The organism is Kitasatospora sp. NPDC002227, from assembly GCF_040296285.1.
In the GTDB taxonomy this organism is placed as follows: domain Bacteria; phylum Actinomycetota; class Actinomycetes; order Streptomycetales; family Streptomycetaceae; genus Kitasatospora.
In genome coordinates this window covers 65,316-80,483 of record NZ_JBEOWY010000035.1, presented here as the reverse complement: position 1 = coordinate 80,483, position 15,168 = coordinate 65,316, and the positions used below count along the sequence as shown (strand labels likewise).

General features: G+C 70.1%; 14 protein-coding genes. 11 read left to right on the top strand and 3 right to left on the bottom strand.

Translation table 11 applies throughout. From position 1 onward, the window contains the following. Nucleotides 1-256: 256 nt before the first annotated feature. Together ABT095_RS26805 and ABT095_RS26800 are read left to right on the top strand one after the other, a co-directional pair. Nucleotides 257-961, top strand: coding sequence for an HAD family hydrolase (locus ABT095_RS26805; protein WP_350532074.1), 705 nt, complete (start codon nt 257-259; stop codon nt 959-961). Nucleotides 962-1,246: 285 nt separating this feature from the next. After that, complete coding sequence (locus ABT095_RS26800) at nt 1,247-2,854, top strand: ABC transporter substrate-binding protein (protein ID WP_350532073.1); 1,608 nt, start codon at nt 1,247-1,249, stop codon at nt 2,852-2,854. A gap of 55 nt (nt 2,855-2,909) precedes the next feature. On the opposite strand, the gene ABT095_RS26795 is transcribed toward ABT095_RS26800, so the two are convergent. Further along, a complete protein-coding gene (locus ABT095_RS26795; RefSeq protein WP_350532072.1) occupies nt 2,910-3,581 on the bottom strand; it encodes a response regulator in 672 nt (223 codons plus the stop codon). A 1-nt stretch (nt 3,582) separates the two neighbouring features. Next, a complete protein-coding gene (locus ABT095_RS26790; protein ID WP_350532071.1) occupies nt 3,583-4,428 on the bottom strand; it encodes a RecB family exonuclease in 846 nt (281 codons plus the stop codon). A 233-nt stretch (nt 4,429-4,661) separates the two neighbouring features. Here ABT095_RS26790 and ABT095_RS26785 point away from each other — a divergent pair, with 233 nt between their 5' ends. The 3 genes from ABT095_RS26785 to ABT095_RS26775 all read left to right on the top strand — a co-directional run bounded on the left by ABT095_RS26785 (nt 4,662) and on the right by ABT095_RS26775 (nt 7,467). Further along, complete coding sequence (locus ABT095_RS26785) at nt 4,662-5,789, top strand: site-2 protease family protein (protein ID WP_502885015.1); 1,128 nt, start codon at nt 4,662-4,664, stop codon at nt 5,787-5,789. 49 nt (nt 5,790-5,838) lie between these two features. Beyond that, nucleotides 5,839-6,789, top strand: coding sequence for a tRNA (adenine-N1)-methyltransferase (locus ABT095_RS26780; RefSeq protein WP_350532069.1), 951 nt, complete (start codon nt 5,839-5,841; stop codon nt 6,787-6,789). A gap of 129 nt (nt 6,790-6,918) precedes the next feature. Further along, on the top strand, nt 6,919-7,467 hold the full coding sequence (locus tag ABT095_RS26775) for a hypothetical protein (protein WP_350532068.1): 549 nt from the start codon (nt 6,919-6,921) through the stop codon (nt 7,465-7,467). 37 nt (nt 7,468-7,504) lie between these two features. On the opposite strand, the gene ABT095_RS26770 is transcribed toward ABT095_RS26775, so the two are convergent. Further along, nucleotides 7,505-7,786 carry a ferredoxin gene (locus tag ABT095_RS26770; protein WP_350532067.1) on the bottom strand — a complete coding sequence of 94 codons (282 nt, stop codon included), beginning with the start codon at nt 7,784-7,786 and terminating at the stop codon, nt 7,505-7,507. 208 nt (nt 7,787-7,994) lie between these two features. Between ABT095_RS26770 and arc the strand changes: the two genes are divergently transcribed. The 6 genes from arc to pafA all read left to right on the top strand — a co-directional run bounded on the left by arc (nt 7,995) and on the right by pafA (nt 15,067). Continuing rightward, nucleotides 7,995-9,761: a proteasome ATPase gene (gene arc, locus ABT095_RS26765; protein WP_350532066.1), complete on the top strand. Its 1,767-nt coding sequence runs from the start codon at nt 7,995-7,997 to the stop codon at nt 9,759-9,761. A gap of 165 nt (nt 9,762-9,926) precedes the next feature. After that, nucleotides 9,927-11,441, top strand: a complete 1,515-nt coding sequence (gene dop / locus ABT095_RS26760) for a depupylase/deamidase Dop (RefSeq protein WP_350532065.1) — start codon at nt 9,927-9,929, stop codon at nt 11,439-11,441. A 158-nt stretch (nt 11,442-11,599) separates the two neighbouring features. Further along, a complete protein-coding gene (locus ABT095_RS26755; protein ID WP_350532064.1) occupies nt 11,600-11,818 on the top strand; it encodes a ubiquitin-like protein Pup in 219 nt (72 codons plus the stop codon). A gap of 180 nt (nt 11,819-11,998) precedes the next feature. Beyond that, a complete protein-coding gene (gene prcB / locus ABT095_RS26750; protein WP_350532063.1) occupies nt 11,999-12,841 on the top strand; it encodes a proteasome subunit beta in 843 nt (280 codons plus the stop codon). A 35-nt stretch (nt 12,842-12,876) separates the two neighbouring features. Next, entirely contained in the window at nt 12,877-13,635 is a 759-nt protein-coding gene (gene prcA / locus ABT095_RS26745; protein WP_350532062.1) for a proteasome subunit alpha, read from the top strand. Nucleotides 13,636-13,705: 70 nt separating this feature from the next. Continuing rightward, nucleotides 13,706-15,067: a Pup--protein ligase gene (gene pafA / locus ABT095_RS26740; RefSeq protein WP_350532061.1), complete on the top strand. Its 1,362-nt coding sequence runs from the start codon at nt 13,706-13,708 to the stop codon at nt 15,065-15,067. Nucleotides 15,068-15,168: the final 101 nt, after the last annotated feature.

Here is a 15,168-nt window from a genome sequence, read left to right as displayed (position 1 = left end):
CTGCTCCAGCCGGAGCGGATCGGGGTCGTGCTCTCGGAGGAGTTCCAGCTCCACCCCGAGCAGTCCACCGACGCGATCGTGATCCACCACCCCGAGGCGAAGTACTTCAACGCGAGGTAATGATGCGGTTGCGTCCCGTTCGCCTCTTTCAGGCGGTTCGGGCGTACGATTGATGATCCCCAACGGGCCGGTCCGCTGACCAGCGGACCGGCCTGCGCCATCCCCGGGGAGCCGCCGCGAGGGAAGGACCCGCAGTATGACGACCATCTCCACCCCCACCGGCAGCCTCACCCAGGCGGACGGTGGCGGGCTCCGGGCGGTGCTGCTCGACATGGACGGCACCCTGGTGGACACCGAGGACTTCTGGTGGCAGGCCGAGGCCTCGCTCTTCGCCGAGCTCGGCCACCCGCTGGACGAGCAGGACCGCGCGCACGTGGTCGGCGGCCCGATGACCCGGGTGATCGACTACCTGCTGGCGCGCACCGGTCTGGAGATCGACCCGGCCGAGCTGACGGTGCTGATCAACCGGCGCTTCGTGGACCTGCTGGCGGGCGGCGTGCCGCTGATGCCGGGGGCCGAGCGGCTGCTGAACACCCTGGACGCGCACGGCATCCCCGCTGCGCTGGTCTCGGCCTCGCACCGGCACATCATCGATCTGGTGCTGTACAGCCTGGGCGCCGAGCACTTCGCCTTCTCGGTGGCGGGCGACGAGGTGGCCCGCACCAAGCCGCACCCGGACCCGTACCTGCTGGCGGCCGCCCGCTTCGGCGCCGAGCCGGCCCGCTGCGTGGTGATCGAGGACGCCCCGACCGGGGTGCAGGCGGCCGAGGCGGCCGGGTGCCCGGTGATCGCGGTGCCCTCGATCGCGACGATCGAACCGGCGCCCGGGCGGCTGGTGCTGCCCTCGCTGGAGCTGGTCGATCTTGACTTGCTCAGGTCACTGGTAACGGTCCGGGTGTGATGTTGGTCTCTTTCTCCACGCGAACTGCTGCCGGACAGCGGTCCGACGGCGACGGGCTGTGGCCGCGATAGGGGAGAAATCGGACATCAGCTGACAAGTCGTCGGCCCGTTCTGACCGAGGGATCGTCGGATCATCACGGAGCGTACGAACCGGTGATATTCGTACGTGTTCGATGTGGCACGCTACATCCGATCAGTCCCCCTACGACGCCGCCCCACCCCAGGCGGAGTCCCGGCGGCAGCCACCGGCACCCCCGGTCCGCATGGAGAAGGAACGTATTCCGCATGACTTCAGCCAACCGACTGGCCGTGCTCAGCTGTGCCGCACTGGTCGCCTCCACGGCGGCTGGCTGTGCCTCGGCCACCAAGGTCGTCACCGGCGGCGGCTCGGACAGCGCCATCACCCTGGGCACCACCAACGTGACCAAGGTGCTCGATCCGGCCGGCACCTACGACGCCGGCTCCTGGATGGTGCTGAACAACACCTTCCAGTCGCTGCTGAAGTTCCCCGCGGGCGCCACCGTGCCGCAGCCGGACGTCGCGCAGAGCTGTGCCTTCACCGGCGCCGACACGATGACCTACAGCTGCACCCTCAAGAGCGGGGTGAAGTTCTCCAACGGTCACCCGCTGACCGCCCAGGACGTGGTCTTCTCGATCACGCGCATGCTGAAGATCAACGACCCGAGCGGCCCGGCCGCGCTGCTCTCCACCATCAAGTCGGTGCAGGCCAAGGGCGACACCGAGGTGACCTTCCACCTCAAGACCCCGGACGCGGTGCTCCCGGCCAAGCTGGCCTCGGCGGCCGGCTCGATCGTGGACCACGCGGTCTTCCCCGCCGACAAGCTGCTCTCCAACGACAAGCTGGTCGGCTCGGGGCCGTACAAGATCGACTCGATCGACGACCTGGCGGGCGCCAAGGCCGGCGTCCCGGGCAAGATCTCCTTCTCCGCCAACTCGCAGTACACCGGCGACGAGAAGATGCAGAACAACAAGTTCGTGCTGCGCTTCTACGCCGACGGCGAGAAGCTCAAGTCCGCGCTGGACAGCGGCGAGATCGACGTCACCGACAACAACAGCCTGGACCCGGCGATCGCCACCAAGCTGCGTGACGACGAGGCGGCCGGCAAGAGCTCCACCAAGGTCACCGAGGGCGACAGCGGCGAGGTCAGCTTCCTGGTGTTCAACACCAAGGACAGCGTCACCGGCAACCCGGCCGTCCGGCAGGCGATCGCCCAGGTGATCGACCGCCAGGCCCTGGTGAGCAACGTCTTCCAGCACTCCGTCCAGCCGCTGTACTCGGTCGTCCCGGCCGGGGTGGCCGGCCACAACACCGCCTTCTTCGACAAGTACGGCGAGCCGGACGTCAACAAGGCCAAGAAGATCCTGACCAGCGCCCACGTGTCGCTGCCGGTCAAGCTCTCCCTCACCTGGTCGCGTGCCCGCGCCGGCGACGCCCAGATGGCCGAGACCAAGAAGCAGCTGGAGGCCAGCGGCCTGTTCCAGGTCGACATCCAGAAGGAGCCGGACTGGCAGGCCTTCCAGGACGGCTGGAAGGCGGGCAAGTACCAGATGTACGCCGCCCGCTGGGTGCCCGACTACGTCGACGCGGACGACTTCATCTCCCCGCTGGTGGTCGACGGCGGCGCCTACCACAACGGCTGGGACGATCCCCGGATCAGCCAGCAGCTGGTGCCGGACGGCATCAAGCAGACCGACCGCGGCGCGGCCGTCTACGGCCAGATGCAGAACATCATCGCGGACGCGGCCCCGCTGATCCCGCTCTACCAGAACAAGTCCTTCTACGCCTCGAAGGCCGAGATCACCGGTGTGACCAACACCGTCGACACCTCGGGCATCATCCGCTTCTGGGAGATCGGCCGCACCAAGAAGTGACGCGGTGAACAGCGAAGGGGCCCACCAGCCGGTGGGCCCCTTCCGCGTTCCCGCCCTACAGCGTGCCGGGGCGCACCAGGCCGCTCTCGTAGGCGTACACCGCGGCCTGCACCCGGTCGCGCAGCTGGAGCTTGGTCAGCACGTGCCCGACGTGGGTCTTGACCGTCGTCTCGCTGACGAACAGCTCGGCGGCGATCTCGGCGTTGGACAGGCCCTTGGCGACCAGCTTGAGCACCTCCACCTCACGCTCGGTCAGCGCGGTGAGCGCCTGTGCGGGCGCCTCCTCGCCGGAGGGCAGCTTGGTGGCGTACATGTCGAGCAGGCGGCGGGTGATGCTCGGCGCCAGCATCGCGGCGCCGTCGGCCACCACCCGGATCGCCTGCACCAGCTCGTCGGCCGGCACGTCCTTGAGCAGGAAGCCGCTGGCCCCCGCGCGCAGCGCCTCGACCACGTACTCGTCCAGGTCGAAGGTGGTCAGCACCAGCACCTTGGCCGGGCCGTCCCGGCCGGGCCCGGCGATCCGGCGGGTGGCCTCGACGCCGTCCATCCGGGGCATCCGGATGTCCATCAGCACCACGTCCGGCTGCAGCGCCCTGACCTGCTCCAGCGCCTGCTGGCCGTCCCCGGCCTCGCCGACCACCACCAGGTCGTGCTCGGCCTCCAGGATCATCCGGAAGCCGGTGCGCAGCAGTGGCTGGTCGTCGACCAGCAGCACTCGGATCGTCAACCTACGACTCCTTAGTCATCTGCCCCGGCAGGGGCAACGGGTACGGCGGGGGAGTGCCGCCGAACTCCGGGCAGCTGGCCTGGTGGTCGCACCAGTCGCAGAGCCGGTTCTTCGTCGCGGGGAAGTCGCCGGTGGCGACCGCCTTGGTGATCGTCTCCCAGAGCGCTTTGAGCTTGCGCTCGGTGGCCAGCAGGTCGGCCTCGTCCGGGTCGTAGGTGACCACGTCGCCGCCGCCGCCCAGGTAGACCAGCTGCAGCCGCCGGGGGGCGACACCCTTGAGCCGCCACACCACCAGGGCGTAGAACTTCATCTGGAACATGGCCTTGCCCTCGAAGTCCCGCGAGGGCGCCCGGCCGGTCTTGTAGTCGACCAGCCGCACCTCGCCGGTGGGGGCGACGTCGACCCGGTCGATGTAGCCGCGCAGCAGCAGGCCCGAGTCGAGCACGGTCTCCACGTAGAGCTCGCGCTCCACCGGGTGCAGCCGGGTCGGGTCCTCCAGCTTGAACCACTGGCCGACCAGCTTCTCGGCGTCGCGCAGCCACTTGGCCGCGGCGGTGCCGTCCTCGTCCCCCGGGAACAACTCGGCCAGCTCCGGCCGTTCACCGAGCAGCCGCTCCCACTGCGGGCGCAGCAGCTCCAGGGCCCGATCGGTGGTCCGCTCCGCGGGCTCGTGGTCGAACAGGCGCTCGAGCACCGCGTGCACCAGCGTGCCCCGGGTGGCCGCCGCGCTCGGCGGCTCGGGCAGCCGGTCGATCACCCGCAGCCGGTAGAGCAGCGGACAGGTCATGAAGTCACCCGCCCGGGACGGTGACAGGCCCGTCGGGGCGGCGGAGAGCGGTTTCTGCATACCCCGACCCTATGGGACCGGCCCCCGCTTGCGGCAAACACGGCGGTGACCGCGGCCGAACCGGGTAATACACCGGTAGGGCGAGCGCGGTACGGCCGCCCCGATCAATTAGCGTGGGCGGCAGTGCGGGGGACGACCAGTATCGAGAAGGGGCCACGGTGAGCGAGACCAGGGGGCAGCGGACCACCGCCGACTCGGGCGGTGGCGGGGCCGAGCGGCCGAGCGGGATCCTGATGGGCCGGCCTTTCGGGGTGCCGGTGTACGTGACACCGTCCTGGTTCGTGATCGCCGCGCTGATCACCTGGCTGTTCGGCGGCCAGCTGGCCGACGTGCTGCCCGAGCTCGGCGGCACCCGGTACCTGGTCTCGCTCTCCTTCGCCGTCGCCTTCTACGCCTCCGTCCTGGTGCACGAGCTGGCCCACACCGTGGTCGCCCTGCGCTACCGGCTCGGGGTGCGGCGGATCCAGCTGCAGTTCTTCGGCGGCGTCTCCGAGATCGAGAACGAGGCCGAGACACCGTTCCGCGAGTTCTGGCTGGCCTTCGTCGGCCCGCTGCTCTCGCTGCTGCTCGGCGGCGTCTTCTACCTCGCGCTGCGGGCCGTGGAGCCGGCCACCGTGCCCGGGGTGCTGCTGGCCGGGCTGATGATCTCCAACCTGGTGGTGGCCGCCTTCAACCTGCTGCCCGGCATGCCGCTGGACGGCGGCCGGATGCTGCGCGCCGTGGTCTGGGGCCTCACCGGCCGCCCGATGGCCGGCACCGTCGCGGCCGCCTGGGCCGGCCGGGCACTGGCCCTGGTGGTGCTGTTCGGCCTGCCGGCCGTCTCCGCCGCCCGCGGCGGCCCGGGCCGCACCACCACCGACAGCCTGATCGACGCCGTGCTCTCCGCCGTGCTCGCCGTGATCATCTGGAACGGCGCCTCCGGCAGCCTGCGCAACGCCCGGCTGCGCGAGGCGCTGCCGGGCCTGCGGCTGCGCGAGCTGGCCCGCCGGGTGGTCGAGGTGCCCGCCGACACGCCGCTGGGCGAGGCACTGCGCCGGGCGACGGAGGCGCAGGCCGGCGCGCTGGTGGTGGTGGACGGCGCGGGTGAGCCCACCGGGCTGGTCAAGGAGGCCTCCGTCACCGCCGTACCCGAGCACCGCCGCCCGTGGGTGGCCGTCGGCGCGCTGGCCCGCTCGCTCGAGCCGGGCCTGCGCCTGGACCTCGACCTGACCGGCGAACAGCTGCTGACCGCCCTGCGGCGCACCCCCGCCAGCGAGTACCTGGTGGTCCGCCCGGACGGCACGGTGTACGGGGTGCTGGCCCTCGCGGACCTCGAGCGGCGGCTCACCGCGGCCGTCTCCGGCCGGGCGCAGCGGCCCTGAGCGGGGGCGCTGGTCAGGGGAGTGCGCCGCTTCCCCTAAGATTGTCCGCATGTCCGAACCGACCGGTGCCACCCGCCGACGCGGGCCCTTCCAGGTCGGGGACCAGGTCCAGCTGACCGACCCCAAGGGCCGCCACTACACGTTCACGCTCCAGGCCGGGAACCAGTTCCACACCCACAAGGGTGCGTTCCCGCACGACGAGCTGATCGGCGCTCCTGAGGGCACTGTCGTGCGCACCACGGGCAACGTCCCGTACCTCGCGCTGCGCCCCCTGCTCCCCGACTACGTCCTGTCCATGCCGCGCGGCGCCGCCGTGATCTACCCCAAGGACGCGGGGCAGATCCTGGCGATGGCCGACATCTTCGCGGGCGCCCGCGTGATCGAGGCGGGGGTGGGCTCCGGCGCGCTCTCCACCTACCTGCTGCGCGCCGTCGGAGACACCGGTCTGCTGGCCTCCTACGAGCGCCGCCAGGACTTCGCCGACATCGCCAAGGGCAACGTCGAGCGCTACTTCGGCGGCCCCCACCCGGCCTGGAAGCTCACCGTGGGCGACCTCCAGGACAACCTGGTGGAGACCGAGGTGGACCGCGTCATCCTCGACATGCTCGCCCCCTGGGAGTGCCTGGACGTCGCCTCCAAGGCGCTCGTCCCCGGCGGCCTGATCTGCTGCTACGTGGCCACCACCACGCAGCTCTCGCGCACCGTCGAGGCGCTGCGCGAGCACGGCACGTTCACCGAGCCGCAGTCCTGGGAGACGATGGTCCGCACCTGGCACGTGGAGGGCCTGGCCGTCCGCCCGGACCACCGCATGATCGGGCACACCGGCTTCCTGCTCACCTCCCGCCGCCTGGCCGACGGTGTCGAGCCGCCGCTGCGCCGCCGCCGCCCGGCGAAGGGCTCCTACGGCGAGGACTACGAGAACTCGCCCGAGCGCAGCCTGGCCGAGCGCGTCGCGGCCCGCCGCGAGGCGGCCGGAGCCGAGGACGCGACCGCCGAGTAGGGCACGTACGACACTTGAAGGGCCGGGCATGGCGCCCGGCCCTTCGTCATGTCCACCCGGGTACGGATGGTTTCGGGTGATGTGGGACGATGCTCGCTCACGTCACGCCCACCGTGGAGGGATCGCCTGGTGGAAGATCCGAGCCTGCCCGCGCACACCCGGCCCCGGCCGAAGCACTGGGCCCTGGTCGCGGCGGCCTGTGCCGCCGTGGTCGCCGCCGCGCTGGCGGCCGCTCCCGCCGCCGGCCGCACCGTGCCCGCCGGAGCCGCCCCCAAGGCGCTGCCGACGCAGAGCGCACCCGATCCCGCAAAGGCTCAACTTCCCCTTGACTGCGGGCCGTTCCCGGTCACCGTCAGCCTCAGCTTCAGCGCCCTGCTCGACGGCACCCCGAGCACCGTGGCCGCCGCCCACTGCGCGGCCCCCAACGGCACGCCCAGCGACGGCGTCTTCCTGCTCGGCCCCGGCCCCACCGTCCGGGCCACCCTGCTGCACGAGAGCGACGGCCTCACCGTCACGGCCCTCAGACTGCGCTCGGACGGCACCGTGACCGGCACCGCCCGCGGCTACTCCGGTGACGACGTCCCCCGCGCCTTCCCGGACCTGGTCCTGAGCCTGGCCTGGAGCCGCAGCGGGACCGGCTGGAACCTGACGAAGACTCCCGTGAACATCAGTCAGTAGGCAGAACCCAGGGGCCTCGCGGCCCCTGGACAGGTGGTCAGTCGGCGTCGGGGCCGTAGACCTCGACGCCGTCGGCGGCCCGGCGGACGTGGATGCACTCGCCGGGGCAGTCCTTCACCGAGTCCACCACGTCCTGAAGGATCGTCAGCGGCACCCGGACCGTCTCGCCCGGCTGTTGCCGCAGCTCGTCGTCCTCGCCCTTGACGTACGCGAGGCCGTCGATGTCGAGCTCGAAGACTTCGGGTGCGTACTGGACGCAGATGCCGTCCCCCGTACAGAGGTCCTGATCGATCCAGACCTCCAGAGCCTCGCTGCTCATGTCCCCTGCCGTTCCTCGGTCACGATTCGGGTATTGCTCGACCGACCATACATCTGGCCCGCTTTGACTGTTGAACGGTGGGTATGAACTGGCGCAGGGGAAGCGATTTCGGACACGCCGTTCGGCAATCTGATCAAGGCGCGTTTACGAGGGCCTGCGTCCAGGTAGGGTCTGGAAGCGTCCAGCTCCCCAGGAGGAGGTGAGGACCGTGGCAGCCCACGATGACGACTACACCCGCAGCACCGGTAAGCCCGCTCGTGGTTCCGACGAGGCAGCACAGCTCTCGTACCTCGAGCAGGAGATCGCCGTCCTGCGCCGCAAGCTCGCCGACTCGCCCCGCAGCTCAAGGGTTCTTGAGGAGCGTGTGGCCGAGCTGCAGACCAACCTGGCCGGTGTGACGGCCCAGAACGAACGGCTCGTCGCCACCTTGCGCGAGGCCCGCGACCAGATCGTGGCCCTCAAGGAAGAGGTGGACCGGCTGGCCCAGCCCCCGGCGGGGTTCGGCACCTTCCTCAGCGCCAACGAGGACGGCACCGCCGACATCTTCACCGGCGGCCGAAAGCTCCGCGTCAACGTCAGCCCCAGTGTCGATCTCGACGACCTCTGCCGTGGGCAGGAGGTGATGCTCAACGAGGCCCTCAACATCGTGGACGCAATGGCCTTCGAGAGCATCGGCGACATCGTCACCCTCAAGGAGGTCCTGGAGGACGGCGAGCGCGCTCTCGTCACCGGGCACACCGACGAGGAGCGGGTGGTCCGGCTCGCCGAGCCGCTCCGCGAGCTGACCCTTCGCCCCGGCGACGCCCTGCTGCTCGAACCCCGCTCGGGGTACGTGTACGAGGTGGTGCCGAAGTCGGAGGTCGAGGACCTGGTCCTCGAGGAGGTCCCGGACATCGACTACCGGCAGATCGGCGGTCTGGCCAACCAGATCGAGCAGATCCGCGACGCGGTCGAGCTGCCGTACCTGCACGCCGACCTCTTCAAGGAGTACGAGCTGCGCCCGCCCAAGGGCGTCCTGCTCTACGGCCCGCCCGGCTGCGGCAAGACGCTGATCGCCAAGGCGGTGGCCAACTCGCTCGCGAAGAAGGTCGCCGAGGTGACCGGCCGGCCGCAGGGCAAGAGCTACTTCCTGAACATCAAGGGCCCCGAGCTGCTCAACAAGTACGTCGGCGAGACCGAGCGGCAGATCCGCCTGGTCTTCCAGCGTGCGCGTGAGAAGGCCAGCGAGGGCACGCCCGTGATCGTCTTCTTCGACGAGATGGAGTCGCTCTTCCGCACCCGTGGCTCCGGGGTCAGCTCGGACGTGGAGAACACCATCGTCCCCCAGCTGCTCGCCGAGATCGACGGTGTGGAGGGCCTGGAGAACGTCATCGTGATCGGCGCCTCGAACCGCGAGGACATGATCGACCCGGCGATCCTGCGGCCCGGCCGCCTCGACGTGAAGATCAAGATCGAGCGCCCGGACGCCGAGGCCGCGAAGGACATCTTCTCCAAGTACCTCAAGAACTCGCTGCCCTTCCACCCGGACGACCTCAAGGAGCACGACGGCTCCGTCGAGGTCACGGTCGGGGCGATGATCCAGTCCGTGGTCGAGCGGATGTACGGCGAGACCGAGGAGAACCGCTTCCTGGAGGTCACCTACGCCAACGGTGACAAGGAGGTCCTGTACTTCAAGGACTTCAACTCCGGCGCCATGATCCAGAACATCGTGGACCGGGCCAAGAAGATGGCGATCAAGGACTTCCTCGACCACGGCCAGCGCGGCCTGCGCGTCTCCCACCTGCTCGCCGCCTGCGTGGACGAGTTCAAGGAGAACGAGGACCTGCCCAACACCACCAACCCGGACGACTGGGCCCGCATCTCCGGCAAGAAGGGCGAGCGGATCGTCTTCATCCGCACCCTGGTCACCGGCAAGCAGGGCGCCGAGTCCGGCCGCTCCATCGACACTGTCGCCAACACGGGGCAGTACCTGTAGTACCGGTACCACGCGTACGAGCTGTCCTCACCCACCGTCCGGCTGCGGGGCCCACGGGCTCCGCAGCCGGACGGCGCGTCTGGGCGCGGCTCGCGCGCCACGGAGCACCATTGGTACGTCAGCGACGGGCCCGGCGGGGGCCCGGCGCAGGGCAAGGAGGGCCGCATGACCGTACGGCGCGTGATGGGGATCGAGACGGAGTACGGGATCTCCGTCCCCGGGCACCCCAACGCCAACGCCATGCTCACCTCGTCCCAGATCGTCAACGCGTACGCGGCGGCGATGCACCGGGCGCGGCGGGCTCGCTGGGACTTCGAGGAGGAGAACCCGCTCCGGGACGCGCGGGGCTTCGACCTCGCCCGGGACGTGGCGGACGCCAGCCAGCTCACCGACGAGGACATCGGCCTCGCCAACATCATCCTCACCAACGGGGCCCGGTTCTACGTCGACCACGCCCACCCCGAGTACTCCTCGCCCGAGGTGACCAACCCGCGCGACGCGGTGCTCTGGGACAAGGCCGGCGAGCGGATCATGGCCGAGGCGGCGGCCCGCGCGCTCGAGCTGCCCAACGGCCAGAAGATCAACCTGTACAAGAACAACACGGACAACAAGGGCGCCTCCTACGGCACCCACGAGAACTACCTGATGCAGCGGGCCACCCCGTTCGCCGACATCGTCCGCCACCTGACCCCGTTCTTCGTCTCCCGCCAGGTGGTCACCGGCGCCGGCCGGGTCGGGATCGGGCAGGACGGCGCGGCCGACGGCTTCCAGCTGAGCCAGCGGGCCGACTTCTTCGAGGTCGAGGTCGGGCTGGAGACCACCCTCAAGCGCCCGATCATCAACACCCGGGACGAGCCGCACGCGGACGCCGACAAGTACCGCCGGCTGCACGTGATCATCGGTGACGCCAACCTCTCGGAGATCTCCACCTACCTCAAGCTGGGCACCACCTCGCTCGTCCTGGCGATGATCGAGGAGGCCTTCATCGCGGTGGACCTCGCGGTGGACCAGCCCGTGCGCACCCTGCACCGGATCTCCCACGACCCCTCGCTCACCCACCTGATCACCCTGCGCAGCGGCCGCCGGCTGACCGCCGTCCAGCTGCAGATGGAGTACTACGAGCTGGCCCGCAAGTACGTCGAGGACCGCTGGGGCCAGGACGCCGACGAGCAGACCCTGGACGTGCTGGCCCGCTGGGAGGACGTGCTCGGCCGCCTCGAGCGGGACCCGATGAGCCTGTCCAAGCAGCTGGACTGGGTCGCCAAGAAGGAGCTGCTCGAGGGCTACCGCCAGCGCGACGGCCTGGACTGGGACAACTCCCGGCTGCACCTGGTGGACCTGCAGTACAGCGACGTCCGGGCCGACAAGGGCCTGTACAACCGGCTGGTGGCCCGGGGCCGGTTCGAGCGGCTGGTCACTGAGGAGGAGGTGCAGCGGGCGATCGGCAAGCCGCCGGAGGACACCCGGGCGTACTTCCGCGGCCGCTGCCTGGAGCAGTACGCCGAGCACGTCGCCGCGGCTTCCTGGGACTCGGTCATCTTCGACCTGCCCGGCCGGGACTCGCTGCAGCGGGTGCCCACCCTGGAGCCGCTGCGCGGCACCCGCAACCACGTCAAGGAACTGCTCGACCGCTGCCGCACGGCGGAGGACCTGGTCCGGGTCCTGTCGGGCGGAAACTAAATCTCTCGGTAACCTTCAGGTCACCCAGGGGTGAATGGTTCCGAGGTGGGAATCATTTGGGGGAGTGCGGAGCGTTCTACTGGAACTACGGGCGATCCGCGCTCGCGGTGTATAGGGTCTGAGGCAGTGCCGAGCGAGAGTCGAGCGGGGTGAGGGAAATGGCGAGCAAGGACACCGGTGGCGGCCAGCAGCGGGCGAACCGCTCCTCCGAGGAGGTCGAGGAGCAGGCTGCGGAAGCCCAGCAGTCCGATGACCTCAAGGAGCGCCAGGAAAAGCTGAGCGACGACGTCGACGCGGTCCTGGACGAAATCGACGACGTCCTGGAGACGAATGCCGAGGACTTCGTGCGGCAGTTTGTCCAGAAGGGCGGGCAGTAACCCGATTGCCCGATTACACAATCGGGTAGAGGGTATTTCCTTCGTTCGCGCGCGGCCTTTGTGCCGCGCGCGAACGCACACATCCGGACGGCCCGCGAGGGTTGGCGGGCCGCGCCGACCGGGTAAGGTCCGGGGCATCCGTAGTTGATCTACGCAGCAGATCCACCTGGAGGGAATCGAGTGGAAGCCATGACTGGTGGCACCGGGCGTCTACCGGCTGCCTTCCTGACCCCCGGGTCCTCGTCGTTCATCGACTTCCTGGCCCAGCACCAGCCCGAGCTCATCCCCGGCCGCCGCGCCCTGCCCGAGGGGATGACCATCGAGGCCCCGCACGGCACCACCATCGTCTCGGCCGTGTTCGACGGCGGCGTGGTGCTGGCCGGTGACCGCCGGGCCACCATGGGCAACGTGATCGCCCAGCGCGACATCGAGAAGGTCTTCCCGGCCGACGAGTACAGCGCCGTCGGCATCGCCGGCACCGCCGGCCTCGCGGTCGAGATGGTGCGCCTGTTCCAACTGGAGCTGGAGCACTACGAGAAGATCGAGGGCACCGTCCTCTCGCTCGAGGGCAAGGCCAACCGGCTCACCACGATGATCCGCGGCAACCTCGGGATGGCCATGCAGGGCCTGGCCGTCGTCCCGATGTTCGCCGGCTACGACCTCGACCTCGGCCGGGGCCGGATCTTCACCTACGACGTCACGGGCGGCCGCTCCGAGGAGCGCGGCTTCGCCGCCACCGGCTCCGGCTCGGTCTTCGCCCGGGGCTCGATGAAGAAGCTCTACCGCGACGGGCTCAGCCCGGAGCAGGCCGCCACCCTGGTCGTCCAGGCGCTCTACGACGCCGCCGACGACGACTCGGCCACCGGCGGGCCCGACCTCGCCCGCAAGATCTTCCCGATCGTCTCGGTCATCACCGAGGACGGCTTCCGGCGGCTGGAGGAGAGCGAGGTCTCCGCCATCGCGCACTCGATCACCGACCAGCGCCTGGAGCACCCCGACGGCCCCCAGGCCCCCCTCCTCTAGTCCGCCCCTCCTACAGAAAAGGGAGATGACCGCCGGTGTCCACACCGTTCTACGTCTCGCCCCAGCAGGCCATGGCGGACCGCGCGGAGTACGCCCGCAAGGGCATCGCCCGTGGCCGCAGCGTGGTCGTGCTCACCTACGAGGACGGCATCGTCTTCGTCGCCGAGAACACCTCGCGCGCCCTGCACAAGGTCTCCGAGATCTACGACCAGATCGCCTTCGCGGCCGTCGGCCGCTACAACGAGTTCGAGAACCTGCGCATCGGCGGCGTCCGCTACGCCGACCTGCGCGGCTACTCCTACGACCGGGCCGACGTGACGGCCCGTGGGCTGGCCAACGTCTACGCGCAGACGCTCGGCACCATCTTCTCCTCGGTCGGCGAGAAGCCGTACGAGGTCGAGCTGGTGGTCGCCGAGACCGGCCGCACCCCCGAGGACGACCAGATCTACCGGCTCACCCCGGACGGCTCGGTCGTCGACGAGAAGAACACCGTGGTGGTCGGCGGCAACGCCGACTCCATCGGCTCCTACCTGGGCCAGCGCCACCGCACCGGGATGACGCTCGCCGAGGCCCTCAAGCTCGCCGTCGACGGTCTCGCCAGGGACCCGAACGGCGGCACCGCGCGCACCCTGACGACCGATCAGCTGGAGGTCGCGGTCCTCGACCGCACCCGCCCCCAGAAGCGGAAGTTCAAGCGCGTGCTGGGGGCTCAGCTGACCCGCCTGCTCGAAGGCGGGGCGAACGACGCGGCCACGGATTCCGACGACCCGGATGTGGGTGACCTGCCGGAATAACGCGTGCCGTCCTGGGTGTCGGACGGGGCCGGCCGGTTTCAGCCGGCCCCCAGCAGAGAAAAGATGCCATATGGACCGCCGAATTTTCGGGCTGGAGAACGAGTACGGCGTCACCTGCACGTTCCGGGGGCAGCGACGGCTGTCCCCGGACGAGGTGGCCCGCTACCTCTTCCGCCGCGTAGTCTCCTGGGGCCGTAGCAGCAACGTGTTCCTCCGCAACGGCGCCCGCCTGTACCTCGACGTCGGTTCGCACCCCGAGTACGCCACGCCCGAGTGCGATGACGTGACGGAGCTGGTGACGCACGACAAGGCGGGCGAGCGGATCCTCGAAGGCCTGCTCGTGGACGCCGAACGGCGCCTGCACGAGGAGGGCATCGCCGGTGACGTCTACCTCTTCAAGAACAACACCGACTCCGCCGGGAACTCCTACGGCTGCCACGAGAACTACTGCGTGGCCCGGCACGGCGAGTTCTCCCGGCTGGCCGACGTGCTCATCCCCTTCCTGGTCACCCGGCAGCTGATCTGCGGCGCCGGCAAGGTGCTGCAGACCCCGCGCGGCGCGGTCTTCTGCGTCAGCCAGCGGGCCGAGCACATCTGGGAGGGCGTCAGCTCCGCCACCACCCGCTCCCGGCCCATCATCAACACCCGCGACGAGCCGCACGCCGACGCCGAGCGCTACCGGCGCCTGCACGTCATCGTCGGCGACTCCAACATGTCGGAGACCACCACCCTGCTCAAGGTCGGCGCCACCGACCTGGTGCTGCGCCTGATCGAGGCCGGCGTGGTGATGCGCGACCTGACGCTGGAGAACCCGATCCGGGCGATCCGCGAGGTCAGCCACGACCTCACCGGCACGCACCAGGTCCGCCTGGCCAACGGCCGGGAGGCCAGCGCGCTGGACATCCAGGAGGAGTACTACACCAAGGCGCTCGAGTTCGCCGACCGCAAGGGCATCAACGAGGGCACGGTGGGCCGGGTCCTCGACCTCTGGGGCCGCACCCTCGAGGCGGTCCGCACCGAGGACCTCGCGAAGGTGGCCACCGAGATCGACTGGATCATGAAGTACAAGCTGATCGAGCGGTACCGGGCCAAGCACGACATGACGATGTCCAACCCGCGGATCGCCCAGATCGACCTCGCGTACCACGACATCCACCGCCGCCGCGGCCTGTTCTACCTCCTGCAGGCCAAGGGCCAGGCCCAGCGGGTCACCACCGACCTCAAGACCTTCCAGGCCAAGTCGGTGCCCCCGCAGACCACCCGGGCGCGCCTGCGCGGCGACTTCATCCGGCGGGCGCAGGAGCAGCGCCGGGACTTCACCGTCGACTGGGTGCACCTGAAGCTGAACGACCAGGCCCAGCGGACGGTGCTCTGCAAGGACCCGTTCCGCTCGGTGGACGAGCGGGTGGAGAAGCTGATCGCCGGGATGTGACCGACCAGGTGGGGGGGGGGGGGGGGCCCCCCCCCCCCCCCGGGGCCCCCCCCCCCCCGGGGGGGGGAAGGGGGAGAGTGGGGCGGGGGAACACCCCCCGC